Below are 24838 nucleotides of genomic sequence, written 5' to 3'. Positions count from 1 at the left end.
CAGCACCTCGTACGCGGTGCGTTCCGCGTCGCTAATTCCTCGCGGCTTCCATTGTGCGGGCGACCACTGACAACGCCCGGCAGCCCGGTCTCAGCGCCGACGGCCCCGGCCGCCCCTCCCGGCTCCGCCGTCCTCCTCGTGCCCCTCGTCCTCGTACGAACCCAGCAGTTCGTCCGCCAGGCTCGGCAGGTCGTCCAGCGGGGTCTCCTCGGCCCAGTCGGAGCGCGGGCGGCGGCGCGGGGTGCCGTCGGGGTCGACCTGGGGCAGCTCGCGCGTGCGGTCCTCGCCGCGGTCCGGCCGGGGCTCAGGCTCCGGCTTGCGGAAGAAGTCCGACGGCACCCGGTCCGCGGGGTCCTCCTCCCGCACCTGCGGCAGTACGGCGGTCTCGTCCGCCGCGCCCGGCGGCACCGGCGGCAGCACCGCCGTCTCGTCGGCGGCCCCGGGGGCGACCTGCGGCAGTACCGCCGTCTCGTCCGACGCGCCCGAGGGCACCCCCGGCTGCGGCAGTTCGGTGGTCACCTCGGCGTCGGAGCCGCGGTCCCCGGCGGTCGGCCCGGCGTCGGGGGACGTGATCACCGGTGTCGGCTCGGTCACCGCCTCCGGCGGCACGACGGGCGGCGTCGGCTGCCGGGGGCCGGTCGCCGCGGCGGCAGCGGCCTGCTCGGCCGCCCGGCGCGCTTCCTCGGCGCGCAGCAGCGCCTCCTCGGCCTTGCGCTGCTTCTCCAGGCGCCGCGCCTCCGCCTCGGCGTGCAGCCGGGCCTCTTCCTCGGCCTGCTGGCGGCGGCGTTCCTCCTCGGCCTTGCGGCGGGCCTCCTCCTCGGCGCGCGCCTTCTCCTCGGCGAGCAGCCGCTGCCGCTCCTCCTCGGCCCGTCGACGTGCTTCCTCGGCCCGCTGCCGGGCCTCCTCCGCCTGCCGTTCGGCCTCGCGGCGCTGCGCCTCCTCCAGCTCGCGCTGCTTGCGCTCCTCCTCCTCGGCGCGCAGCCGCGCGAGCTGTTCCTGGCGCTCACGCTCCAGGCGCTCCTCCTCGGCCTTCCGCGCGGCCTCTTCCTCCGCCTTGCGCCGGGCTTCTTCCTCGGCCTTGCGGCGGGCCTCCTCGCGGGCCTGGATCTCGGCCTCGGAGAGCGGTAGCAACTGGTCGAGCCGGTGCCGGATCACCGTTGTGACGGCCTCGGCCTCCTGCCCGGCGTCGACGACGAGGTACCGCCCGGGGTCGGCGGCGGCCAGCGTCAGGAAACCGGACCGCACGCGCGCGTGGAACTCCGCAGGCTCCGACTCCAGGCGGTCCGGCGCCTCGGTGAACCGCTCACGCGCGGCCTCGGGGGAGACGTCCAGCAGGACCGTCAGGTGCGGCACCAGCCCGTTGGTCGCCCAGCGGGAGATCCGCGCGATCTCGGTCGGGGACAGGTCGCGGCCCGCGCCCTGGTAGGCCACCGACGAGTCGATGTACCGGTCGGAGATCACCACGGCGCCGCGCTCCAGGGCGGGCCGTACGACGGTGTCGACGTGCTCGGCGCGGTCCGCGGCGTACAGCAGCGCCTCCGCGCGGTGCGACAGTCCCGCCGACGACACGTCCAGCAGGATGGAGCGCAGCCGCTTGCCGACCGGCGTGGCGCCCGGCTCGCGCGTGAGGACGACCTCGTGGCCCTTGGCCCGGATCCACTCCGCGAGCGCCTCGGCCTGGGTGGACTTGCCCGCGCCGTCGCCGCCCTCCAGGGCGATGAAGAAGCCGGACGCGGCGGGCACCGTCGCCGGTTCGTCGCCGCCGAGCAGCGCGTCCCGCAGGTCGCTGCGCAGGGGCACGCCGGAGCGGTCGTCGAGCTTGGCGAGCACCAGCGCGGCCACCGGCAGCAGCAGCGCGCCGACCAGCATCAGGGTGAAGGCCGCCCCGCCGTGCGCGAAGACGAACTTGCCGTTCTCCAGCCGGTGCGGCCCGATGAGCGCGGCGACCAGGGGCGCGACGAGCACGCCGAGCGCCACCAGGACGCGGACCACCGCGTGCAGGTGCTCGGTCGTCCGCGCCCGGCGGAAGTCCTCGGCCTCCTGGTCGAGCAGGGTGTGCCCGGTGTTGGCGGCGACGCCCGCGCCGACCCCGGCCAGCGCGACGACGAGCAGCACGGTGGTGACGTCGGGGACGAGCCCGGCGGCCAGCAGCGCGACGCCGGTGAAGGCGATCGCCAGCGCCAGCAGACGGCGCCGCGACAGCGACACCAGCACCTTCGGCGCCGTACGGATGCCGACGACGACACCGCCGGTCAGGGCGAGCACCAGCAGGCCGTACAGGACGGGGCCGCCGCCGAGGTCCTTGGCGTGCAGTACGGACACGGCGACGACGGCGGCGACCGCCCCGGCGACGGAGGCGCTGGCGAGCACCAGCAGCGTGACGGCGCCGGTGCGGCCCTTGTCCAGGCCGGTACCGGTCTTGGGGCGGCGCAGGCCCTCCAGCGGGGACCGCGCGCGCGGGGTGCGCGTGTCGGGCAGTTCCAGGAACGTCAGCACGGACAGCGACGCGGCGAACAGTCCGGCCGCGACGTACGAGGCGAGGGCCGCCTGGTGCTCCGCGAACCAGTCGATCCCGGCACCCAGCAGATTGTTGAACAATCCCGCGATAACCAGGACGGCGCCCGCGAGCGGGACCGACACGAACGTCGTCCGCAGGGACAGCCGGCGCAGCGCGTCCATGTGGTCCGGCAGCGGTCGTACCGTCGCGCCCTCGGGGGGCGGGGCGGGCAGCAGCGCGGGCGCCGCGCTCTCCCGGCACACCGTCCAGAACCGCTCGGCGACGCCCGTCACGAACGCGGTCACCAGCAGGAAGGCCAGCGCGTCGTCCGGCGTCCAGTCGATCCACAGCGGCGCGATGATCAGCAGCACGGCCCGCAGCCCGTCCGCGCCGACCATCGTCCAGCGGCGGTCGAGCGGACCGTCCTGCGAGGTGAGCGAGGTGAGCGGGCCGAGGAGTACGGCGCCGAAGAGCAGCGTCGCCAGCACGCGCGCCGCGAAGACGGTCGCCACTGCGAACGCCACGCCCCGGTAGCCGCCCCCGAAGGAGCCCTCGACGATCGCCGCCTGGAGGGCCAGCAGGACCAGCACCAGCAGAACGAGGGTGTCACCGACCCCGCTCACCAACTGTGCGCTCCACAACCGCCGCAACTGCGGGCGGCGCAACAGGGCGCGGACGGCGCGCTCGCGGGAGTCCGCGACCAGGGCGTCGTCGGGGGCCGGGTGGTGGGCCGTGGGCTGCTCGGCTCGCGTCATGCTTTCAGCCTATCGGCCCGCACCGACACGCCAGTGCGCTCACCCGAACGTTCGCACGCCCCGGCATCGAAGCGATGCCGGGGCGTTCGTTCTGCGAACCGGAAGCCACGAGCTACGAGAGCCACGAGCCACAAGCTACGAGCTACGAGCTACGAGCTACGAGGTCAGTCGTCGGACGTCGCCTTGGAGGCGGTCGCCTTCTTCGCCGTCGTGGTCTTCTTGGCCGCCGTCGTGGTCTTCTTCGCGGCGGTCGTCTTCTTGGCGGCCGTCTTCTTCGCCACCGTCTTCTTGGCCGGGGCCTTCTTCGCCGGTGCCTTCTTCGCCGTCTTCTTGGCGGGCCCCTTCGCCCGCTTCTCGGCGAGCAGCTCGAAGCCGCGCTCCGAGGTGATCGTCTCGACGCTGTCGCCGGACCGCAGGGTCGCGTTGGTCTCGCCGTCGGTGACGTACGGGCCGAAGCGGCCGTCCTTCACCACCACGGGCTTGCCGCTGACCGGGTCCTCGCCCAGCTCCTTCAGCGGTGGCTTGGCGGCGGCGCGGCCCCGCTGCTTGGGCTGCGCGTAGATCGCCAGCGCCTCCTCCAGCGTGATCGTGAAGAGCTGCTCCTCGGACTGGAGGGACCGCGAGTCCGTGCCCTTCTTCAGGTACGGGCCGTAGCGGCCGTTCTGCGCGGTGATCTCCACGCCCTCGGCGTCCGTGCCGACGACCCGGGGCAGCGACATCAGCTTCAGCGCGTCGTCGAGCGTGACCGTGTCCAGCGACATCGACTTGAACAGCGAGGCCGTCCGCGGCTTGACCGCGTTCTTGCCGGTCTTCGGGGTGCCCTCGGGGAGCACCTCGGTGACGTACGGGCCGTAGCGGCCGTCCTTGGCGACGATCGTGTGGCCGGTCGCCGGGTCCGTGCCCAGCTCGAAGTCGCCGCTGGGCTTGGCCAGCAGTTCCTCCGCCAGCTCCACGTTCAGCTCGTCCGGCGCCAGGTCCTCGGGGATGTCGGCGCGCTGGTGCTGCTCCGTGTCCTTCTCGCCGCGCTCGATGTACGGGCCGTAGCGGCCGACGCGCAGCACGATGCCGTTCCCGACCGGGAACGAGGAGACCTCGCGGGCGTCGATGGCGCCCAGGTCGGTGACGAGTTCCTTGAGGCCGCCGAGGTGGTCGCCGTCGCCGTTGCCCGCGTCGGCCGCGCCGCCGTTACCGGTGCCCTCGCCGAAGTAGAAGCGCCGCAGCCACGGCACGGCCTGCGCCTCGCCGCGGGCGATGGCGTCGAGGTCGTCCTCCATCTTGGCGGTGAAGTCGTAGTCGACGAGCCGCCCGAAGTGCTTCTCCAGGAGGTTGACCACGGCGAAGGAGAGGAAGGAGGGCACGAGCGCCGTGCCCTTCTTGAACACGTAGCCGCGGTCGAGGATCGTGCCGATGATCGACGCGTACGTCGACGGGCGGCCGATCTCGCGCTCTTCCAGCTCCTTGACCAGCGACGCCTCGGTGTAGCGGGCGGGCGGCTTGGTGGCGTGCCCGTCGGCGGTGATCTCCTCGGCGGTGAGCCGGTCGCCCTCGCTGACCTGCGGCAGCCTGCGCTCGCGGTCGTCCAGCTCGGCGTTCGGGTCGTCGGCGCCCTCGACGTACGCCTTCAGGAAGCCGTGGAAGGTGATCGTCTTGCCGGAGGCGCTGAACTCGACGTCCCGGCCGTCGGCCGCGGTGCCGCCGATCTTGACCGTGACGCTGTTGCCTGTCGCGTCCTTCATCTGGGAGGCGACCGTCCGCTTCCAGATCAGCTCGTAGAGCCGGAACTGGTCGCCGGTCAGCCCGGTCTCCGCGGGGGTGCGGAAACGATCACCCGAGGGGCGGATCGCCTCGTGCGCCTCCTGCGCGTTCTTGACCTTCCCGGCGTACGTCCTCGGCTGCGGCGGCAGGTAGTCGGCGCCGTAGAGCTGGGTGACCTGGGCGCGGGCGGCGGCGACCGCCGTCTCGCTCAGCGTCGTGGAGTCCGTACGCATGTACGTGATGTAGCCGTTCTCGTACAGCTTCTGCGCGATCTGCATGGTGGCCTTCGCGCCGAAGCCGAGCTTGCGGGAGGCCTCCTGCTGGAGCGTCGTCGTACGGAACGGGGCGTACGGCGAGCGGCGGTACGGCTTGGACTCGACCGAGCGCACGGAGAACTGGGTGTTCTCCAGCGCGGTGACGAGGGCGCGGGCGTTCGCCTCGTCGAGGTGGAGGGTGTTCGCGCTCTTCAGTTGTCCCAGGGAGTCGAAGTCGCGGCCCTGCGCGACCCGCCTGCCGTCGACGGTCTGGAGGCGGGCGACCAGCGACGACGGGTCCGACGCGTCCCCCGCGCGGCCGGTCGCGAAGGTGCCCGTCAGGTCCCAGTACTCAGCAGAACGAAAGGCGATGCGCTCGCGTTCCCGCTCCACCACGAGCCGGGTGGCGACCGACTGGACACGGCCCGCCGACAGCCGCGGCATGACCTTCTTCCACAGCACCGGCGAGACCTCGTAGCCGTAGAGGCGGTCGAGGATGCGGCGGGTCTCCTGGGCGTCGACGAGCTTCTGGTTGAGCTGGCGCGGGTTGGCCACGGCGGCCCGGATCGCGTCCTTGGTGATCTCGTGGAACACCATGCGCTTGACCGGGATCTTCGGCTTGAGGACTTCCTGCAGGTGCCAGGCGATGGCCTCGCCCTCGCGGTCCTCATCGGTGGCGAGGAAGAGTTCGTCGGAGTCCTTCAGCAGGTCCTTGAGCTTCTTGACCTGGGCCCTCTTATCGGCGTTCACCACATAGATGGGCTGGAAGTCGTGTTCGACGTCCACACCGAGGCGGCGGACCTCACCGGTGTACTTCTCGGGCACCTCGGCGGCGCCGTTGGGAAGGTCGCGAATGTGCCCGACGCTCGCCTCGACGACGTAGCCAGGGCCGAGATAGCCCTTGATCGTCTTCGCCTTGGCAGGCGACTCGACGATGACGAGTCGGCGGCCGCCGTTCGCGGTCTCGCTGGTCGGGGACAACTTCGCTCTTCTCTCCGGTCGAGGCTGGGGCCTCCCCAGGTGTTCGTCCCGGGGGTGGGTACGGGTGACGCTGCGGAGTGTGACGGTACATCCCGCCCCCGTGTCAAACGGGAAAAGCCCGCAACGGCCACTCGAACGGTAACCCGACTCCCGCCATTCCTGCCGCCCAGCGTCGACACCGGCGCCTTCAGGTCGTTCCGGAGCGTGATCTCCCAGTTACCCGGGGAGCTGTGCTTCCGCGCCCGGGGAGCAGCGCGTCGGACGTCTTCAGAGGCGGGTGAGGCACCACGCGCCGACGGCCAGCGCGATCACTCCGGCGACGCTCGCGACGGCCGCCGATGCGATGGGGCTCACACCGTGGGCGACGGACTGGCGGCGCCGCACCCGGGCCGCCGTCCACACCAACAGGCCACTCCCGAACAGGGCGAACACCACGCCCGCGAAGATCGCCGGTCCGCTCTCCATGGCCGCGTGCGCCCCTTCTCTCCGGTCCCGAGTGCCCAGTCCACCGGAGGTTGACACGCGCGGACTGCGCCCAGGCGAACCTGAGGTGAACGCGGGGGCGACGGCCACGAGAGGGCGGCACCGCGAAGGCCACTGCCGACCCCGCGGGCGCCGGGGCGGCGGCGGGAGCGCGCGTGGCCGAATCAGTCACGTCCAGCCGAATTGGTCACATTCGCAGGAGGGCCGCACGCCGACCGGTCGCCCCCCCCCTCACTCCGCCAGTTCCAGGAACCCCTGCTCCACCAGCAACCGGATCTGCGCCGGGGTGCGGTCCCGCAGCAGCACCGGGTCCTCGCCCACCAACTGCGCGATGGCGTCCAGAATCCGCCCCGCGGTCAGCGTGCCGTCGCAGACGCCCGCGAAGCCCGCGCCGACCGTGTCGACCTTGGTGGCCCGGCGCATCCCGCGGTTCTGACGCAGCAGCACATGCTCCGGATCCTCCGCCCCGGGCAGCCCGACCTGCTCCTGGACGACCTCCGCGGCCAGCCGGAACCGCTCCTCCAGCAGGGCGGCGTCATCCCGCGTGCGCAGGTGGTCGAGCCGTTCGAAGTGCGCCCGGATCGTGTCCCCGAGCGGCTGTTCGACCGGATGCGGCCATTCCTCGACCGTCACCGAGGGCACTGCGGCCCCCGTCCTGCGCAGGGTGATCCAGCCGAATCCGACCCCCTTCACCTTCCGTGCCTCGAACTCGTCCAGCCAGGCGTCGTACCGCGCCTGGTACTCGGCTACGTCGCCCCGGTGGTCACCGGCGTCCCGCAGCCACAACTCCGCGTACTGCGTGACGTCCTGAACCTCACGCTGCACGATCCAGGCGTCGCAGCCGCGCGGCACCCACGACCGCACCCTGTCCTGCCAGTCCTCCCCCTCCACGTGCTGCCAGTTGGCGAGGAACTGCGCGAACCCGCCCACGTTCAGCCGTTCCCCCGACTGCTGAACGAGCGAGCGGCACAGATCGTCCCCGCCCATCCCACCGTCCCGGTAGGTCAGCCGCGCGCCGGGCGAGATCACGAACGGCGGGTTCGACACGATCAGGTCGTACGTCTCCCCTTCCGCGACCGGCTCGAACAGCGACCCCTCGCGCAGTTCCGCGCCGGGCGCCCCGGACAGCGCGAGCGTCAGCGCGGTGATGTGCAGCGCGCGCGGGTTGACGTCGGTCGCCGTCACGCGCGTGGCGTGCTGGGCGGCGTGCAGGGCCTGGATGCCGGACCCGGTGCCGAGGTCGAGGGCGGCGGTGACGGGCGTGCGCACGGTGATCCCGGCGAGCGTGGTCGACGCACCGCCGACGCCGAGGACGACGCCCTCGTCCCGCCTGCCGATGCCGCCCGCCCCGCCGACCGCGCAGCCCAGGTCGGACACGATGAACCAGTCCTCGCCGCCGGGCCCGCCGTAGGGCCGTACGTCCACGGTCGCGGCCACCTCGTCCCCGCCGGGTCCGCCGACGCGCACCAGCCAGCCGCTCTCCAGGCACCCGTCGACGGGCAGCACGTCCGCCACGCGCGCGTGGGGCACCGGCTGCTGCAAGAGGAAGAGCCGTACGAGCGTCTCCAGCGGCGTGTCGCCGCGGGTCGCCCGGAGCGCGGGCACCGTTTCACTACGGGCCAGCGCCGCGTACGCGGGCGCACCGAGCAGTTCGAGCAGCCCGTCGGCGGTGAAGGCGGCGCCGAGCAGGGCGTCCCGCAGCCGGGCGGTGACATCGGGACGGTCGGTTGCGGGCAGCGGAGGCAGGGTGGCGTTACTCACGCCCCCCATTGTGACGCGCGCCCCCAGTCCCGTACCGCCACGCACGCGGGACGGCGAGGTGCTCGCGCGGGGCGGCAGGCTACTCGCGCGGGACGGCGAGGTGCTCGCGCGGGGCGGCAGGCTACTCGCGCGGAGCGGCGGGGCGCACACGCAGGACGGCGAGGCACCCACGTGGAGCGGCCACATGCTCACGCCGAGCGGCCACGTGCGCGCCGAGCGGCCACGTGCTCACGCGGGGCAGCCAGGTACTCACGCGGGACGGCGAGGCACCCACGCGGGGCAGCCAGGTGCTCACGCGGAGCGGCCACGTGCTCGCGCCGAGCGGCGAGGTGCTCACGCGGGACGGCAAGGCACCCACGCGGGCCGCCCGCCGCAGCCGGAACCCCGGATCAGCCCTGCGTCGCGGGTGCCGACGCCGAGGCGGTGGCGCTCTTGCAGCTCTCCTGGCGGTTCATCGCCTGCCCGACCTCGCCTTCCTCCAGCGTCCTGAGGGCGTCGTTGCCGCTCTTGCTGAGCTTCTCCAGCTCGGTGGCGATGTCCTTGAGGCCGTCCGCGAACTTGGCCTGGTCCTTGGTGTCGAGCGCGTCGACCTGCTTCTGGAGGGAGGCGTAGGAGGAGGAGATGCCGTTGAGTTCCTTGACGGCGTCCTGCTGCTTCTTCTCGCCGTCCTCGACGTCCGGGGCCCCGGCCTTCTCCACGGTCGCGCCGATCGCCTTGTACGCCTCGGACATGTCCTGGAACGCCTGGGAGTCGGTCTTCTGGACGTCCTCCGGTTTGCTGTTGTCCGAGGTCTCCTTCTGGATCGCGGCGTTGGCGTCAGCGATCTTCTTGGCCTGCGGCTGCACGCCGTCGCAGACCTCCTTGGCCCAGGCGTCCAGCTTCTCGTTGGTGTCGTCCCCGCCGCATCCCGTCAGCGCCAGTACCAGTACCGCACCGCCGGACAGTGCGACCGCGAGCTTCTTGTTCACCGGATTGGCCCCTTCCATGGCTCTCGGCCCCGGAACATACACGCCATGTGGGAGACAAATGTGCGGCGAGCGTCCGATATGACCATCATTACAGCCTTTTGCGCCAGGCGAGAGAAGGCTCACGGAGAAGGCGTGAACATCATGGGGCGGGCGGGTGACGCGCCAACACGCGCCACCCGCCCGCCCCTTGGAGCCGAGCCGACCGGACCTCCTTACGAAACCGCCGCGGGATCGGCCGACTTGGGCGAGGGATCGGCCGAACCGGCGTCATCCTCGTCCTCGTCCATGGCGATGCCGCGCCGCTTGGAGACGTACACCGCGCCGACGATCACCACGAAGGCGAGCGCCGCGATCAGGACCCGTACGCCGATGTTCTCGTCCTCGCCGTAGGAGAACTTGATCACAGCCGGTGCGATCAGCAGCGCCACCAGGTTCATCACCTTCAGCAGCGGGTTGATCGCGGGACCGGCCGTGTCCTTGAAGGGGTCGCCGACCGTGTCACCGATGACGGTCGCGGCATGGGCCTCGCTGCCCTTGCCGCCGTGGTGACCGTCCTCCACCAGCTTCTTGGCGTTGTCCCACGCGCCACCGGAGTTGGCGAGGAACACCGCCATCAGCGTCCCCGCCCCGATCGCGCCCGCCAGGAACGCGCCCAGCGCGCCCACGCCGAGGGTGAACCCGACGAAGATCGGCGCCATCACCGCGAGCAGGCCGGGCGTGGCCAGCTCCCGCAGCGCGTCCCTCGTACAGATGTCGACGACCTTGCCGTACTCCGGCTTCTCGCTGTAGTCCATGATCCCCGGCCGCTCGCGGAACTGCCGCCGCACCTCGAAGACCACCGCGCCCGCCGACCGCGACACCGCGTTGATGGCGAGCCCGGAGAAGAGGAAGACGACCGCCGCGCCCGCGATCAGCCCGACCAGGTTGTTGGGCTGCGAGATGTCCATCGCCAGCGTCAGGGGCGCGCCCTCGCCGGTGAGCTTCTCGCCCACGTCGCGCGCGCCGGTGGTGATGGCGTCCCGGTACGACCCGAAGAGCGCCGACGCCGCGAGGACGGCGGTGGCGATGGCGATGCCCTTGGTGATGGCCTTGGTGGTGTTGCCCACCGCGTCCAGGTTGGTGAGCACCTGCGCGCCCGCGCCCTCGACGTCGCCGGACATCTCCGCGATGCCCTGCGCGTTGTCGGAGACCGGCCCGAAGGTGTCCATCGCGACGATCACACCGACCGTGGTGAGCAGACCGGTCCCGGCCAGCGCCACCGCGAACAGCGCCAGCATGATCGACGTACCGCCGAGCAGGAACGCCCCGTACACCCCGAGCCCGATCAGCAGCGCGGTGTAGACGGCCGACTCCAGACCCACCGAGATACCGGCGAGTACGACGGTGGCGGGGCCGGTGAGCGAGGTCTTGCCGATGTCCCGCACCGGGCGCCGGTTGGTCTCGGTGAAGTACCCGGTGAGCTGCTGGATCACCGCGGCGAGCAGGATGCCGATGCCCACCGCGACCAGCGCGAGCAGCCGCGGGTCGCCGTCCTTGGCCCGGATGGCGGCGTCGGTGACGCCGTCCAGCTCGCCGTACGTCCCCGGCAGGTAGACGAAGGCGGCCAGCGCCACCAGCACCAGGGAGATCACCGCGGAGATGAAGAACCCGCGGTTGATCGCGCTCATCCCGCTGCGGTCGGCGCGCCGCGGGGCGACCGCGAAGATGCCGACCATCGCGGTGAGCACCCCGATGGCGGGGACGAGCAGCGGGAACGCCAGCCCCGAGTCACCGAAGGCCGCCGTGCCGAGGATCAGCGCGGCGACCAGGGTCACGGCGTACGACTCGAAGAGGTCGGCCGCCATGCCCGCGCAGTCACCGACGTTGTCGCCCACGTTGTCCGCGATGGTCGCGGCGTTGCGCGGGTCGTCCTCCGGGATGCCCTGCTCGACCTTGCCGACCAGGTCCGCGCCGACGTCGGCGACCTGGTGAAGATGCCGCCGCCGACCCTCATGAACATGGCGATGAGGGCGGCGCCGAGACCGAAGCCCTCCAGCACCTTCGGCGCGTCGGCGGCGTACACCAGCACCACGCAGGAGGCGCCGAGCAGGCCGAGGCCCACCGTGAACATGCCGACCACACCGCCCGTACGAAAAGCGATCTTCATCGCTTTGTGCGAGACCTCGGTGAGATCCTTTTCCGGCTCACCCTCCGCCGGAGTGGCCTCACGGGCCGCCGCGGCGACCCGCACATTGCTGCGTACGGCGAGCCACATGCCGATATAGCCGGTGGCCGCCGAGAACGCCGCGCCGATCAAGAAGAACACCGACCGTCCGGCGCGCTGATTCCAGTCGTCCGCGGGCAGGAGCATGAGCAGGAAGAAGACGATCACGGCGAATACGCCGAGTGTGCGCAACTGCCGGGCCAGATAGGCGTTCGCGCCTTCCTGGACCGCCGCCGCGATCTTCTTCATGCTGTCGGTGCCCTCGCCCGCGGCGAGCACCTGCCGCAGCAGCACACCGGCGACCACCAGCGCGGCCAGCGCGACGGCCGCGATGACCATCACGATGACACGGTTGTCGTCGGTCAGCACTGCGGCCGCGAAGGTAGTGGGGTCGTCCAGCTGATGAGGGGTAGAAAGCCCCGCCATTCGTCCTCCTTGACGCTTGGGCTGAGCTCAAGATGTGGACGGATTCTAGGGATCTTAGCCTGATCAAAACAGTGCGCGGTAAGCGGAATTCGCCTTCACTTGTTCCTCAGTCGTTCCTCGGCTGTTCCTCGGCAAAAGATCGCGACAACTCACCGAACCCTTTTGGCGTAATGCCTTTGAAGCATGTGGATGAGATCAGGCCGCAGTTCGTGAATTGCTTCACGAATTACCGTGCGCTTTCACTCTAGGCACAGTCATCACCGGCCGCACATGCCGAAGGGCCCCACACCGGTGGGGCCCTTCGGGGTAGTGATCGGTGGGAGCGCCGCGCGCGAGCCCTTGGCTCAGGGCACGCGGCAGCCCTTGGTCAGGGCAGTACGGCGGTCGCCGGGGGCGTCGTCGGCCAGGTCATCCTGATCGACCCGCCCTGCTCCCCGGCGGTGACCTCGACGTCGTCGACGAGGCCGCTGATGACCGCGAGGCCCATCTCGTCCTCCTCGGCCTCCGCGTCCGGCACCTCGGCTCCGGCCGCGCGCTCGGCGGGGGTCACGTGGGGCGCCTCGTCGCCGACCTCGATGGAGAACTGCTTCTCCTCCTCGATCAGCAGCACCTTCACCGGCGCCGTGATGCCACCGGTCTGGTGCAGCCCCACCGCACGCGTGCACGCCTCACCGACGGCGAGCCGGACCTCGTCGAGGACGGCCTCGTCCACCCCGGCCCTGCGTGCCACCGCGGCGGCCACCAGACGGGCGGTCCGCACATGCTCGGGCAGCGCGCTGAAGCGGAGTTCGACGGTGGCCATGCATCCCCCTCGGAGCTCTGGGCGTGCTGTCGGGGGGCCGGGCCGCCGAGAGCCCGCCCCCCGTCTTGCGTTCCACGTCTTGCGTTCCACCGCCCGGACACCGTCCGGGCCGCGGGTCAGTCGGTGGCCGCCACCGCTTCCTCGACCGAGGTGTGAATCGGGAACACCTTGGTGAGGCCGGTGATGCGGAAGATCTTCAGAATGCGCTCCTGGTTGCAGACCAGGCGCAGGGAGCCCTCATGGGCACGCACCCGCTTCAGGCCGCCGACCAGCACGCCGAGCCCGGTGGAGTCGAGGAAGTCCACGCCCTCCATGTCGACGACGAGGTGGAAATTCCCGTCGTTCACCAGCTCGACCAGCTGCTCGCGCAGCTTGGGCGCGGTATATACGTCGATTTCGCCACCGACCTCGACGACCGTACGATCGCCGACGGTACGGGTCGACAGGGACAGGTCCACGGATCCTCCAGCACCTTGCTATCGAGCGGTCGCCCCTTGTGAGACCTCGGCGAAGCCCCCGGGACGGTTCGCCAGCCGCGATGGCATTCAATCACTTACCGGCAGGCGTGCACGACGCCTTGGGCCCATTGTCCGTCACGCCAGTGACACACTCGGTGCCGATGGCCAAGAATCACCGATCCGATCGACACCCCGCGGACCTCGTGCCCCGCCCCGCGCCGGGCACTGTCCTGGACCGGCTCGCCGCCGGGCCGAGCCGGGCTTCGCGCATCACTCATACGGAGCACTTGCCCCCGCGCGCGGGCCGCCATGCCGTCTGGCCCGACCGGATCCGACCGGAAGTCATCGCCGCCGTGCAGGCGGCCGGTATCGAGCACCCCTGGGCCCACCAGGCACGGGCCGCCGAACACGCCCTCGACGGCGAGTCGGTGGTCGTCGCCACCGGCACCGCCTCCGGCAAGTCCCTGGCCTACCTCGTCCCGGTCTTCTCCACCCTCCTGGACGGCGCCGAGGCCCCCAACGGCCGGGGCGCCACCGCCCTCTACCTGGCGCCCACCAAGGCCCTCGCCGCCGACCAGTGCCGTTCCGTGAAGGAACTCTCACATCCGCTCGGCCATGCGGTACGCGCATCTGTGTACGACGGCGATACTCCGTTCGAGGAACGCGAGTGGGTCCGCCAGTACGCCACCTACGTCCTGACCAACCCCGACATGCTGCACCGGGGCATACTCCCGTCCCACCCCCGCTGGTCCTCCTTCCTGAAGTCGCTGAAGTACGTCGTCATCGACGAGTGCCACACCTACCGCGGCGTGTTCGGCTCGCACGTCGCCCAGGTACTGCGCAGACTCCGCCGCCTCTGCGCCCGCTACGGCTCCTCCCCCGTCTTCCTGCTGGCCTCCGCCACCGCCGCCCAGCCCGCCGTCGCCGCCGAGCGCCTGACCGGCCTGCCCGTCGTCGAGGTCGCTGACGACGCCTCCCCGCGCGGGGAGCTGGTCTTCGCCCTCTGGGAGCCCCCGCTCACCGAGCTGCAGGGCGAGAAGGGCTCCCCCGTCCGCCGCACCGCCACCGCCGAGACCGCCGACCTGCTCACCGACCTCACCCTCCAGGGCGTCCGCAGCGTCGCCTTCGTGCGCTCCCGGCGCGGCGCCGAGCTGATCTCCGTGATCGCCCAGGAACGGCTCGCGGAGATCGACCGCTCACTCGTCGGGCGTGTCGCGGCCTACCGCGGCGGCTACCTCCCCGAGGAACGCCGCGCCCTCGAACGCGCCCTGCACTCCGGCGACCTCCTCGGCCTCGCCGCCACGACCGCGCTGGAGCTGGGCGTGGACGTCTCCGGCCTCGACGCCGTCGTGATCGCCGGATATCCGGGCACGCGCGCCTCCCTCTGGCAGCAGGCGGGCCGCGCCGGACGCTCCGGGCAGGGCGCGCTGGCCGTCCTCGTCGCCCGCGACGACCCGCTGGACACGTATCTCGTCCACCATCCGGAGGCCCTCTTCGCCCAGCCGGTGGAATCCACCGTGCTCGATCCCGACAACCCCTACGTCCTCGCCCCGCACCTGTGCGCGGCGGCCGCCGAACTCCCCCTCACCGACGCCGACCTGCCCCTCTTCGGCCCCGCCTGCGCGGAGCTGCTGCCGCAACTGGAGGCCGCGAAGCTGCTGCGCCGCCGGACCAGGGCCTGGCACTGGACGCGCCGGGAACGGGCCGCCGACCTCACCGACATCCGCGGCGAGGGCGGGCGGCCGGTGCAGATCGTGGAGAGCGGCACCGGGCGCCTGCTCGGCACGGTCGACGCGGGCTCCGCGCACACCACCGTCCACGAAGGCGCCGTCCACCTCCACCAGGGCCGCACCTATCTGGTCCGCTCCCTCGACCTGGACGACTCGGTCGCCCTGGTCGAGGAGGCCAACCCGCCGTACTCCACCGTCGCCCGCGACACCACCGCCATCTCCGTCCTGGAGACGGACACCGAGATCCCGTGGGGCGACGGCCGCCTCTGCTACGGCTCCGTCGAGGTCACCAACCAGGTCGTCTCCTTCCTCCGCCGCCGACTCATCACCGGCGAGGTGCTCGGCGAGTCCAAACTCGACCTCCCTCCTCGTACGCTGCGCACCCGCGCGGTGTGGTGGACGGTCACGGAGGACCAGCTCGACGAGGCCCGGATCAACCCCGAGATCCTCGGCGGCGCCCTGCACGCCGCCGAGCACGCCTCGATCGGCATGTTGCCTCTGTTCGCCACCTGCGACCGCTGGGACATCGGCGGCGTCTCCGTCCCACTCCACCCCGACACCCTCCTCCCGACGGTCTTCGTCTACGACGGCCATCCCGGCGGCGCGGGCTTCGCCGAGCGGGCCTTCCACACCGCCCGCGCCTGGCTCACGGCCACCCGCGAGGCCATCGCCTCCTGCGAGTGCGACGCGGGCTGCCCGTCCTGCATCCAGTCCCCCAAGTGCGGCAACGGCAACGATCCGCTGCACAAGCGGGGGGCTGTGCGGCTTCTTACGGTGTTGCTGCGGGGGGCTGCGGCTGCGGGGGAGACGGCGGGAGTAAGCGCGGAGGAGTGTGCGAGAGGTACGGCGGGCGGGGGTGCGGTAGGAACGGCGGGCGCGGGCTCCTGACCGCTCCTGGGTCTCCCGCCGCGGCAACCTCCTGCCCTCACCGAAGCCCATTTCCGGTGGGATCCGAGCGCGCAGATCCCACCGCGCCCGCAGAGTCCGCGAAGGCGGCAGCCGGTCCCGCCGGTCCCGCCCGTGCCCTCACCTCCGCTCTGAACGGTCCCGCCCCCGACGCCGCCGTCACCTCCGACGTCTCGCCGACGATCGCGCACCGCACCAGCCGGGTGCCCTGCCCGCGGGCCACCCGGTCGGCCAGGGCGCAGGCCGCGGTGGTGCCCTCCGTCCAGTGGTCCGCCGCCGCGAGCGCCGCGAGATCGGCGCCACCGGCCGCACGGTGCCGGGCCACGACGGCCTGCCCCAGGGCGAGCGCCACGCCGAACACCACACACAGCACGGCGACCAGACAGACGCTCCAGACGGTGGCGGACCCCCGGTCCCGCCCACCCTTCGTCGCCGTCACGGCACCTCCCCCACCGTCTCCTCCGCCAGTGCGACGGCCTCCTCCCTGACCTCGACGGGCAGCCCGGACAGCAACGGCGGCCGGGCAACGACCGTCACCCGGACGTGGTCACCCTCCCGGCCGACACTGACCTCGGCCCCGCGGGGCGCCGCCGCGCGGGTCACCTCCAGGACGGTGTCCGCCGGGTCCTGCCGGGCCGCCGCGCGGGCGCCCGTCCTGGCCGCGTCCACGCACTGGATCTGCGCGGCCACCACCAGCAACCCGCACACCAGCGCCATCGCGAACATCACCAGCACCGGCAGCACCACCGCCGTCTCCGCCGTCACGAACCCCCGGTCATCACGTCGCTCACATCCGCGCATCGAGTGCCCGCTTCACGATGGAGTGCAGCTCCGCGCTGACCTCTCCGCTGGTCACCACCTTGTAGAGCACCACCGCGAAGGCAGCCGCCGCGATCAGGCCGACCGCGTACTCCGAGGTGGCCATCCCCGCGTCCCGCCGCGCTCCCCGCGCCCCGCACACCAGCGCCCGCAGCCGCGCGCGCACCAACTTCCCCATGTCCCGTCCCTCTCCTCACCGATCCGTTGACCGCGTCTCCCGTGCCCCGCATGACGACCGCTCTCATCCACCACCCCCGCCCAGCACCTCACCGGCGAGCCCGATCACCACGGGCAGCACGCCGACCGCGATGAACGCGGGCAGGAAGCACAGCCCCACCGGCGCGGTGACCATGACGGCCGCCCGGCGCGCCCGAGTCGTCGCGTCGCGGGCCCACTGCGCGCGGGCGTCGGCGGCGAGGCGTACGGCGGGTTCGGCGGCGGGGAGGCCGGAGACGTCGGCCCGCTCCAGCAGCCGCGCCAAGGGAGCAGCACCAGGCGTTGAGGTCAGCCCGTCCCACGCGGCGGCGGGTTCGCCGCCGAGCCGCACTTCCGCGGCCCCGCGCGCGAGGGCCTTCCCGACGGGGCCTCCCAGGGCCTCGCCCACGGCCTGGGCGGCGATCACCGGACCGGCGCCCGCCGAGATACAGGCGGCCAGGAGGTCCGCGGCGAGGGGCAACTGCCGGGCGGCCTCTCGCGCTTCACCGCCGTCCTCCGCCCTGTCGGCCACCGCGGCCCGCGGCTGCCGCCGACGCCACTTCCACAGCCCCGCCGCGCCAGCACCACCCACCAGGGCACCGAGCGCCCCGCCGACGAGCACCCACCCGGCACACCCCACCGCGATCAGGGGCAGCCACGACCGCACCGCACTCCGTGCCCTGGTCCCCAGACCCGCCGCGGTGGACGCTCTGCGCACGCCCAGCAGCCCGGCCAGTCGCCGCCGGACGCGCCGCTCGCGCCGCACCCCCGTCAGCCACCACGCCAGCCACCCGAGGACCAGCCCGACCCCGTACGCCATCCCCAGCCTGTGGACGACCGCCTCGGTCATGCCGCCTCCGCCCCGCGCACGATCCGCAGGACCCACCACACCCCGACGCCCTCCAGCAGCCCTCCGACCAGCAGGCAGCCCAGCCCCGCACCGGTGTGCAGGAGGACGTGCAGTGGATCGGCCCCGAGGGCGGCGCCGAGGAGCAGGCCCACGGCGGGCAGTCCGGCGAGCATCACGGCTGTCGCGCGGGCGCCCGACAACTGGGCGCGCAACTCGGCGCGTTGGTCGCGTTCGGCGCGGAGTGCCGCTTCCAGCCGGTCGAGACCGGCGGCAAGCCCGGCTCCCTGGTCCACGGCGACCCGCCAGCACGCGGCGAGCCCCAGCAGCCCGTCGGCCCCCGGCTGCCGGGCCGCCCCCGTGAGGGCCTCCGGCACATCGCCACCGAACCGCGCCGCCGCCAGCACGGCCGCCTGCGCCTCACCGAGGCCCCCGCTGTCCCGCGCGGCCGTCGGCAGCGCCGCACCGGGCTGGCGCCCGGCCCGCACCTCACCGGCGAGCGCACCGCAGAGCGCGATCACCGCGTCACCCTGGCGCTCCCGCTCCCGCCGTTCCTGCCGGGCCAGCCGCACCCGGCGCAGCAGCGGCACCCCGGCCGCCCCCGCGACGACCGGCACCACCGAGGCACCCAGCAGCCCGAGCACCATCCCGGCGACGAGGGCCCACCACTCCGGCCGTAACCGCCCGCGGATCCGACGCACCGCATCCGTGCACCACTCCCAGCCAGGCGGTCCTGTCCCCACGGCTCCGCCGCCCGCGAGCAGCAACCGCGCCCGCCGCGCCCCGGAGTGCCAGCCGCCCATCAGCCAGGCCGCCGCTCCGGCGCACACGAGGGCAGCGCCCATCGACATCTCCGCCACGCTGTTCACCACTTCGGTTCCTCCTCACGCTCGCTCTCCCTGTGGAGCAGCCCACGCAGCCGCTCCCACCCCCGCTCACGGGCGAAGGCGTCCTCCGCCCACCGCAGCGCTGGCACCGTCCGCACCAGCCCGGAGGCGTCCCGCTCCAGGACGTGCACCTCGGCGATCCGGCGCCGCCCCGCCCGGTCCCGTACGAGGTGCAGCACCACCGACAGGGCCGCCGCCAACTGGCTGTGCAGCGCGGCCCGGTCGAGCCCGGCCGCCGTACCGAGCGCCTCCAACCGGGCCGGGACGTCCGCGGCGGCGTTGGCGTGGACGGTGCCGCAGCCGCCCTCGTGGCCGGTGTTCAGGGCGGCCAGCAGATGCACCACCTCAGGGCCGCGCACCTCGCCCACGACCAGCCGGTCCGGCCGCATCCGCAGCGCCTGGCGCACCAGGTCCTCCAGCGTCACAAGGCCCGCGCCCTCCTGGTTGGCGGGTCTGGTCTCCAGCCGTACGACGTGCGGGTGATCCGGCCGAAGCTCCGCCGAGTCCTCCGCGAGGACGATGCGCTCACCCGGTCCGACCAGCCCGAGCAAGGCGCTCAGCAGGGTCGTCTTGCCGCTGCCGGTGCCGCCGCTGACCAGGAAGGACAGCCGGGCGTCGAGCAGCGCCCGCAGCACCTGGTCACCGCCTGGCGGCACGGTGCCCGCCCTCACCAGCTCGTCGAGGGTGAACGCGCGCGGCCGTACGACACGCAGCGACAGGAGAGTTGACCCGACCGCGACCGGCGGCAGCACCGCGTGCAGCCGGGTGCCGTCGGGCAGCCGGGCGTCGGCCCAGGGGCGGGCGTCGTCGAGTCTGCGTCCGGCCACGGCGGCGAGGCGCTGGGCGAGACGCCGTACGGCAGCCGCGTCCGGGAAAGTGACGGCGGTCAGTTGCAGGCCGCCGCCGCGGTCCACCCAGACCCGGTCCGGAGCCGAGACCAGCACGTCGGTCACCGAGGCATCGGCGAGCAGCGGCTCCAGTGGCCCGGTGCCGACCAGCTCGGACCGCAACCGCGCCGCCGCCCCGAGCACTTCGGCGTCCCCGAGGACCCGCCCCTGCTCACGCAGCGCCTGGGCGACCCGCGCGGGCGTCGGTTCGGCACCGCTTTCGGCCAGTCTGCGCCGCACGCCGTCCAACAGCGCCGGACCGCCAGACGGCCAGGAAGACGCCCTCATGGGGCAGCACCCCTTCCCCACGCCGTCGCGAGGAACGCCCTCATGCGGCAGCACCCCTCTCCGCCCCCGCCATAGACCTCGCTGCAGGCGCCCTCATGCCGCACCCGCCTCGATCAACGCCCGCTCCCAGAAGTCGGTGCAGAACCGCGCCAGTGGCCCCCGGCCGCTCCCCGGCGGCTCCTTGCCGCCGTCCGGGCGGAGCAGCGCCGACTCGACAGGCACCTCACCGGCCAGCGGCAGCCCGAGCAGCCGGGCCATCTCGCGGTCGTCAAGACCGGGCGGGTACGGCCCGCGCACCGCGAGCCGCAGATCGCGCAGGACCATGCCCACGGCGGAGGCGACCCGTCCGGCCGCCGCCACGGCGCGCAGCTCGGCGGGGACCACCAGGAGCCCGACGTCGATCTGGGCGAGGGCCTCGGCGACACCGTCGTCGATCCGGCGCGGCAGGTCGACGACGACCGTCCCGCCGCGCCTCCTGGCCGCGGCGAGCACCGCCCGTACGGCCTGGGGCGGGACGGCGACGCGGTCGCCGCGGTCCCAGCTCAGCACCCGCAGCGAGTGCAGTTGGGGCAGCGACTCCTCCAGGGCGCCGCTGCCGACCCGTCCGCGTGAGCCCGCGAAGGCGGGCCAGCGCAGGCCCTCCGCGCCTTCACCGCCGAGGAGCACGTCGAGTCCGCCGCCCAGTGGGTCGGCGTCCACCAGCAGGGTCCGCAGCCCCTCCCGCGCGGAGGTCACGGCGAGGGCACAGGCGAGCGTGGACGCTCCGGCTCCGCCCCGGCCGCCGATCACACCGACGGTGAGCGCGGGGCGGCCGACGCCCTCGGCGACGTCCGCGATGCGGTCGACCAGCCACTGCTCGCCGTCGGGCAGCATCAGGACGTGGTCGGCGCCGATCACGACGGCGCGCTGCCAGACGCCGGGGTCGTCCTGGTCACGCCCGACGAGCACCACGCCGCGGCGGCGTGTGGCCCCACGGACGCGCCGCGCCGCGTCGTCACCGACCAGGACGAGCGGTGCGCTCTCCCAGCCGCCGCCGCGCTCCGGCACCGAGTGGTACACCTCGGGTGTGGCACCGGCCGCGGCGCACAGGCGCAGTAGATCGTCGAGCAGGTCGGCGTCCTCGGTGACGATCAGTGGTCCGCCCTGCCTGCCTTCAGCGGTGGACGGTGGTTCCTGGGTGTCGGCTCCGGCCACTGTGTGCTCCCCCTTCGCTGCTTCTTACGCGTGGCCCTGTGACCCCGCGATTCCCGAACCTGCGGAGAACCGGCGACCGGCCTCCATATGAACGGCCGATAGGAACCGGCCAAGCGCGCCCCGGAAACAGAACCGGCCATGAACTCGCCACGAGCCGCGCTGGAATCACGGTGCAGCGATCCCGGAAATCATGTGGATCTTGGTGGAAAACTGTGGACACCCAGACGGTTGTGAATATCGCCATCACCCATACCGGTGACGCCTGCGCCACCCCCGCGCAACTCCCGCAGAGGAGTCCCGTCGATACGGAGAGTTACATATCATGGTCATGACAAGACGCCGCGCGTCAACCAGCCAGGCGGCCCAGCAGCCATACAGAGAAAGGAAAAACCCCTCCGGACATGCGACGACCCCCGCCGGGGGGGAGAGCGGGGGTCGTCCCCACGGCCGACTCGGGGGGGAGGAGTCGGACCGGGTTAGCACGGTCGCGAACGATCCGTGACTTCCATGGTGTACCCGAGAGCCTTCTCAGGCAAACCCACACGCCCCACCTTACGCCGAATGGGCTGCGCCTATGCTCAGGCTTGTGGAAAACCACTCCTTGCCCCGCACAGCGGCCTTCTTTGACCTGGACAAGACGGTCATTGCGAAGTCGAGCACGCTCACCTTCAGCAAGTCGTTCTACCAAGGCGGGCTGATCAACCGCAGGGCCGTCTTGCGTACCGCATACGCCCAGTTCGTCTTCCTCGCCGGAGACGCCGACCATGACCAGATCGAGCGGATGCGGGAGTATCTCTCCGCGCTCTGCCGCGGCTGGAATGTCCAGCAGGTGAGGGAGATCGTCGCCGAGACCCTGCACGACATCATCGACCCGATCATCTACGACGAGGCCGCCTCCCTCATCGAGGAACACCACACCGCCGGACGCGACGTGGTGATCGTCTCCACCTCCGGCTCCGAGGTGGTCGAGCCGATCGGCGAGCTGCTCGGCGCCGACCGCGTGGTCGCCACCCGCATGGTCGTGGGCGAGGACGGCTGCTACACGGGGGAGGTGGAGTACTACGCCTACGGTCCCACGAAGGCCGAGGCGATCAGGGAACTGGCGAAGTCCGAGGGATACGACCTCTCCCGCTGCTACGCCTACAGCGACTCGGCCACCGACCTGCCGATGCTGGAGTCCGTCGGCCATCCGCACGCCGTCAACCCGGACCGGGCGCTGCGCCGGGAAGCCGTCTCGCGCGGGTGGCCGATCCTCGACTTCCACCGGCCGGTCCGCCTCAAGCAACGGCTTCCCCGGCTCTCCGTACCGCCCCGCCCGGCCCTCGTCGCGGCGGCGGCCATAGGAGCGGCGGCGGCCACGGCTGGCCTCGTCTGGTACGCCAGCCGACGCCGCTCGGTGTCCGCCTGAAGAACGACGCCGGAGCGACGCCAGAACGACGCCCGAATAATGTCTCTTTGAACCTAAAAGTAAAGAACCGCAGGCGGCACTTCCACTCGCTCCACGCCTGGAGTACAAAGGGGTTAACGGCCCGCGAGACCAAAGGAACATCCGAAGGGATCACCTTTAAGAACGCAGGATTGGCCCCACGGACCGAGCATGGACATCGAGCACCCACGCGACGTCGACCCGTCGATTACGGGCCAGCCGCACCAGGTGACGGGCAAAGCACCCCACCTGATGGGCACATATCGAGGACGCTTGGTAACCCGGTGGACGTGCCAGCGGCGGTACGAGAACTCGTACCGCCGCAACCCTTCTCCAGGCCCCTACGACCGCTGGCGTACTTACGCCGCGCCCCGCTGAAGGGCCTCGCACACCGCCGTCGACTCGCGCGCGCCGAGCGCGACCGCCTTGCCGCAGTGCGCGATCCAGGCCGCCATCCCCTCGGCCGTGCCGGACAGATAGCCGTCGAAGGCGGTCAGGTACGCCTCGCGGCCCAGCTCCGCGTGTCCCACCTCCGCGGGGCACACCGACTTCGGGTCGAGGCCGCTGCCGACCAGCACGATCCGCTCGGCCGTCCGCGCGACCAGGCCGTTGTGGGAGACGAAGGGTCGCAGCGCCAGCAGCTCACCGTGCACCACGGCGGCCGTGACCAGCGCGGGAGCGGAACTTCCCGCGATGACCAACTCGGACAGGCCCTCCAGACGACCCGACACCTCGGCGGCGCTCGGCAGCGGCTGGGTGATCAGCGGCTCGTCGACGGGTTCGCCCTGCTGCCGGGGCCGCCCCACCTCGTCGCCCTTGTCCGCCGCCGCCACCAGGTGCAGCCGGGCCAGCACCCGCAGGGGCGACTGCCGCCAGATGGACAGCAACTGTCCCGCCTCCGCGGTCAGCCGCAGGGCCGCGCCCACGACGCGGGCCTCGTCGTCGCCGCTGAAGTCACTGCGCCTGCGCACCTCCTCCAGCGCCCAGTCGGCGCCGGACAGCGCGGCGGACCCGCGCGCGCCGCGCAGCGCCGCCTCGGAGGTGATCTCGTTGCTACGGCGCCGCATGATCCGGTGTCCGTACACCCGGTCCACGGCCTTGCGCACGGACTCCACGGAGTCGGCCACGCCGGGCAGGGCACCCAGGGCGGCGAGCGGATCGGCGGTCGCTCCGCCTGTCGTACTCATGAGTACGACCCTAGGGCCTGTGCGACCCCGGCCACCCCGGGCGCACGCCCCACTATTGAGTGGTCTTCTTCACGTTCGCGCAGCTACGGCGTCCCGACCGCGACTACGCTTACTGAACATGAAAATTGCTTTCGTTGGGAAGGGCGGCAGTGGCAAGACCACGCTGTCGTCCCTTTTCATCCGCCACCTGGCGGCCATCGGCGCGCCGGTCATCGCCGTGGACGCGGACATCAACCAGCACCTCGGTGCCGCACTCGGCCTCGACGAGGCGGTGGCGGCGGCACTGCCCGCGATGGGCGACCGGCTGCCGCTGATCAAGGACTACCTGCGCGGCAGCAACCCGCGCATCGCCTCCGCCGAGACGATGATCAAGACCACTCCGCCCGGCGCGGGCTCCCGGCTGCTGCGGGTGTGCGAGAACAACCCGGTCTACGACGCCTGCGCCCGACCGGTGGAACTCGACGGCGGCGCCGTCCGTTTGATGGTCACGGGCCCCTTCACGGACGCCGACCTGGGGGTGGCCTGCTACCACTCCAAGACGGGAGCGGTGGAGCTGTGCCTGAACCACCTCGTCGACGGCCCCGACGAGTACGTGGTCGTCGACATGACCGCGGGTTCGGACTCCTTCGCCTCCGGCATGTTCACCCGCTTCGACATCACCTACCTCGTCGCCGAACCCACCCGGAGGGGGGTCTCCGTGTACCGCCAGTACAAGGAGTACGCCCGCGACTACGGCGTGACCCTGAAGGTCGTCGGCAACAAGGTGCTGGGCCAGGACGACCTCGACTTCCTCCGCGCCGAGGTCGGGGAGGACCTGCTCGTCACGGTCGGCCACTCCGACTGGGTGCGCGCGATGGAGAAGGGCCGCCCGCCCCGCTTCGACCTCCTGGAGGAGGCCAACCGCGACGCCCTGCACACCCTGCGCGCCACCGCCGACGCCACCTACCCGCGGCGCGACTGGGAGCACTACACGCGCCAGATGGTGCACTTCCACCTGAAGAACGCCCGGTCCTGGGGCAACGAGCGCACCGGAGCCGACCTGGCCGCGCAGGTCGACCCCGGCTTCGTCCTCAGCGAGCGCGTCGTCGCGGCCACCGCCTGACGCACCCGCAGCCGGAACGGCCGACCG

General features: G+C 72.3%; 18 protein-coding genes and 1 pseudogene. 3 read left to right on the top strand and 16 right to left on the bottom strand.

Annotation, left to right across the window (positions count from 1 at the left end; translation table 11 throughout):
- Positions 1-90: 90 nt before the first annotated feature.
- From tmk to bldG, 8 genes and pseudogenes are all read right to left on the bottom strand, one after another.
- Positions 91-3252 (bottom strand): dTMP kinase, encoded by a 3162-nt coding sequence (tmk, locus tag ACFQZ6_RS20000; RefSeq protein ID WP_381611079.1) that lies wholly within the window; start codon positions 3250-3252, stop codon positions 91-93.
- Between the two features lie 164 nt (positions 3253-3416).
- Positions 3417-6242: a type I DNA topoisomerase gene (gene topA / locus ACFQZ6_RS19995; RefSeq protein WP_381611077.1), complete on the bottom strand. Its 2826-nt coding sequence runs from the start codon at positions 6240-6242 to the stop codon at positions 3417-3419.
- Positions 6243-6509: 267 nt separating this feature from the next.
- The gene (locus ACFQZ6_RS19990) at positions 6510-6707 is read right to left on the bottom strand and encodes a hypothetical protein (protein ID WP_381611075.1); all 198 of its coding nucleotides are present in this window, start codon (positions 6705-6707) and stop codon (positions 6510-6512) included.
- A gap of 249 nt (positions 6708-6956) precedes the next feature.
- On the bottom strand, positions 6957-8495 hold the full coding sequence (locus ACFQZ6_RS19985; RefSeq protein ID WP_449334077.1) for a DUF7059 domain-containing protein: 1539 nt from the start codon (positions 8493-8495) through the stop codon (positions 6957-6959).
- A gap of 380 nt (positions 8496-8875) precedes the next feature.
- Positions 8876-9472: a small secreted protein gene (locus ACFQZ6_RS19980; RefSeq protein WP_381611071.1), complete on the bottom strand. Its 597-nt coding sequence runs from the start codon at positions 9470-9472 to the stop codon at positions 8876-8878.
- 194 nt (positions 9473-9666) lie between these two features.
- Positions 9667-12083: pseudogene (locus tag ACFQZ6_RS19975) on the bottom strand (sodium-translocating pyrophosphatase).
- A gap of 367 nt (positions 12084-12450) precedes the next feature.
- Positions 12451-12885 carry an ATP-binding protein gene (locus ACFQZ6_RS19970; RefSeq protein ID WP_381611069.1) on the bottom strand — a complete coding sequence of 145 codons (435 nt, stop codon included), beginning with the start codon at positions 12883-12885 and terminating at the stop codon, positions 12451-12453.
- Between the two features lie 116 nt (positions 12886-13001).
- Positions 13002-13343, bottom strand: coding sequence for an anti-sigma factor antagonist BldG (bldG, locus tag ACFQZ6_RS19965; protein ID WP_010986038.1), 342 nt, complete (start codon positions 13341-13343; stop codon positions 13002-13004).
- Between the two features lie 80 nt (positions 13344-13423).
- Here bldG and ACFQZ6_RS19960 point away from each other — a divergent pair, with 80 nt between their 5' ends.
- Positions 13424-15961: a DEAD/DEAH box helicase gene (locus tag ACFQZ6_RS19960; protein WP_381611068.1), complete on the top strand. Its 2538-nt coding sequence runs from the start codon at positions 13424-13426 to the stop codon at positions 15959-15961.
- A 37-nt stretch (positions 15962-15998) separates the two neighbouring features.
- Here ACFQZ6_RS19960 and ACFQZ6_RS19955 read toward each other — a convergent pair whose 3' ends face one another.
- The 7 genes from ACFQZ6_RS19955 to ssd all read right to left on the bottom strand — a co-directional run bounded on the left by ACFQZ6_RS19955 (position 15999) and on the right by ssd (position 21096).
- A complete protein-coding gene (locus tag ACFQZ6_RS19955) occupies positions 15999-16418 on the bottom strand; it encodes an Rv3654c family TadE-like protein (RefSeq protein ID WP_381611066.1) in 420 nt (139 codons plus the stop codon).
- Positions 16415-16780 carry a TadE family type IV pilus minor pilin gene (locus ACFQZ6_RS19950; protein ID WP_381611064.1) on the bottom strand — a complete coding sequence of 122 codons (366 nt, stop codon included), beginning with the start codon at positions 16778-16780 and terminating at the stop codon, positions 16415-16417. The genes ACFQZ6_RS19955 and ACFQZ6_RS19950 overlap by 4 nt, the downstream gene beginning before the upstream one ends.
- Positions 16767-16976, bottom strand: coding sequence for a DUF4244 domain-containing protein (locus ACFQZ6_RS19945; RefSeq protein ID WP_381611062.1), 210 nt, complete (start codon positions 16974-16976; stop codon positions 16767-16769). The genes ACFQZ6_RS19950 and ACFQZ6_RS19945 overlap by 14 nt, the downstream gene beginning before the upstream one ends.
- Before the next feature lie 63 nt (positions 16977-17039).
- Positions 17040-17843 (bottom strand): type II secretion system F family protein, encoded by an 804-nt coding sequence (locus ACFQZ6_RS19940; protein ID WP_381611060.1) that lies wholly within the window; start codon positions 17841-17843, stop codon positions 17040-17042.
- Positions 17840-18685 (bottom strand): type II secretion system F family protein, encoded by an 846-nt coding sequence (locus ACFQZ6_RS19935; RefSeq protein ID WP_381618462.1) that lies wholly within the window; start codon positions 18683-18685, stop codon positions 17840-17842. The genes ACFQZ6_RS19940 and ACFQZ6_RS19935 overlap by 4 nt, the downstream gene beginning before the upstream one ends.
- Before the next feature lie 20 nt (positions 18686-18705).
- Positions 18706-19902, bottom strand: coding sequence for a TadA family conjugal transfer-associated ATPase (locus ACFQZ6_RS19930; protein ID WP_381611058.1), 1197 nt, complete (start codon positions 19900-19902; stop codon positions 18706-18708).
- Between the two features lie 93 nt (positions 19903-19995).
- Positions 19996-21096 carry a septum site-determining protein Ssd gene (ssd, locus tag ACFQZ6_RS19925; protein ID WP_381611056.1) on the bottom strand — a complete coding sequence of 367 codons (1101 nt, stop codon included), beginning with the start codon at positions 21094-21096 and terminating at the stop codon, positions 19996-19998.
- 574 nt (positions 21097-21670) lie between these two features.
- Between ssd and ACFQZ6_RS19920 the strand changes: the two genes are divergently transcribed.
- Positions 21671-22504, top strand: coding sequence for an HAD family hydrolase (locus tag ACFQZ6_RS19920; protein ID WP_381611054.1), 834 nt, complete (start codon positions 21671-21673; stop codon positions 22502-22504).
- Positions 22505-22881: 377 nt separating this feature from the next.
- Here ACFQZ6_RS19920 and ACFQZ6_RS19915 read toward each other — a convergent pair whose 3' ends face one another.
- Positions 22882-23709, bottom strand: coding sequence for an oxidoreductase (locus ACFQZ6_RS19915; RefSeq protein ID WP_381611052.1), 828 nt, complete (start codon positions 23707-23709; stop codon positions 22882-22884).
- A gap of 118 nt (positions 23710-23827) precedes the next feature.
- Here ACFQZ6_RS19915 and ACFQZ6_RS19910 point away from each other — a divergent pair, with 118 nt between their 5' ends.
- On the top strand, positions 23828-24811 hold the full coding sequence (locus ACFQZ6_RS19910; protein WP_381611050.1) for an ATP-binding protein: 984 nt from the start codon (positions 23828-23830) through the stop codon (positions 24809-24811).
- Positions 24812-24838: the final 27 nt, after the last annotated feature.

The organism is Streptomyces flavalbus (genome assembly GCF_042674625.1).
GTDB classification, from domain to species: Bacteria; Actinomycetota; Actinomycetes; order Streptomycetales; family Streptomycetaceae; genus Streptomyces; species Streptomyces flavalbus.
The sequence above is the reverse complement of the archived record's forward strand: the minus strand, read 5'-3'. Positions and strand labels throughout refer to the sequence as shown.

Excerpts from the sequence above, each read along its gene's own strand:
- tmk (WP_381611079.1), bottom strand. The coding sequence starts at position 3,252 with ATGACGCGAGCCGAGCAGCCCACGGCCCACCACCCGGCCCCCGACGAC.
- ACFQZ6_RS19990 (WP_381611075.1), bottom strand. The coding sequence starts at position 6,707 with ATGGAGAGCGGACCGGCGATCTTCGCGGGCGTGGTGTTCGCCCTGTTC.
- ACFQZ6_RS19985 (WP_449334077.1), bottom strand. The coding sequence starts at position 8,495 with ATGGGGGGCGTGAGTAACGCCACCCTGCCTCCGCTGCCCGCAACCGAC.
- ACFQZ6_RS19980 (WP_381611071.1), bottom strand. The coding sequence starts at position 9,472 with ATGGAAGGGGCCAATCCGGTGAACAAGAAGCTCGCGGTCGCACTGTCC.
- ACFQZ6_RS19970 (WP_381611069.1), bottom strand. The coding sequence starts at position 12,885 with ATGGCCACCGTCGAACTCCGCTTCAGCGCGCTGCCCGAGCATGTGCGG.
- ACFQZ6_RS19960 (WP_381611068.1), top strand. The coding sequence starts at position 13,424 with ATGGCATTCAATCACTTACCGGCAGGCGTGCACGACGCCTTGGGCCCA.
- ACFQZ6_RS19950 (WP_381611064.1), bottom strand. The coding sequence starts at position 16,780 with ATGCGCGGATGTGAGCGACGTGATGACCGGGGGTTCGTGACGGCGGAG.
- ACFQZ6_RS19945 (WP_381611062.1), bottom strand. The coding sequence starts at position 16,976 with ATGGGGAAGTTGGTGCGCGCGCGGCTGCGGGCGCTGGTGTGCGGGGCG.
- ACFQZ6_RS19940 (WP_381611060.1), bottom strand. The coding sequence starts at position 17,843 with ATGACCGAGGCGGTCGTCCACAGGCTGGGGATGGCGTACGGGGTCGGG.
- ACFQZ6_RS19935 (WP_381618462.1), bottom strand. The coding sequence starts at position 18,685 with ATGGGCGCTGCCCTCGTGTGCGCCGGAGCGGCGGCCTGGCTGATGGGC.
- ACFQZ6_RS19930 (WP_381611058.1), bottom strand. The coding sequence starts at position 19,902 with ATGAGGGCGTCTTCCTGGCCGTCTGGCGGTCCGGCGCTGTTGGACGGC.
- ACFQZ6_RS19920 (WP_381611054.1), top strand. The coding sequence starts at position 21,671 with ATGCTCAGGCTTGTGGAAAACCACTCCTTGCCCCGCACAGCGGCCTTC.
- ACFQZ6_RS19915 (WP_381611052.1), bottom strand. The coding sequence starts at position 23,709 with ATGAGTACGACAGGCGGAGCGACCGCCGATCCGCTCGCCGCCCTGGGT.
- ACFQZ6_RS19910 (WP_381611050.1), top strand. The coding sequence starts at position 23,828 with ATGAAAATTGCTTTCGTTGGGAAGGGCGGCAGTGGCAAGACCACGCTG.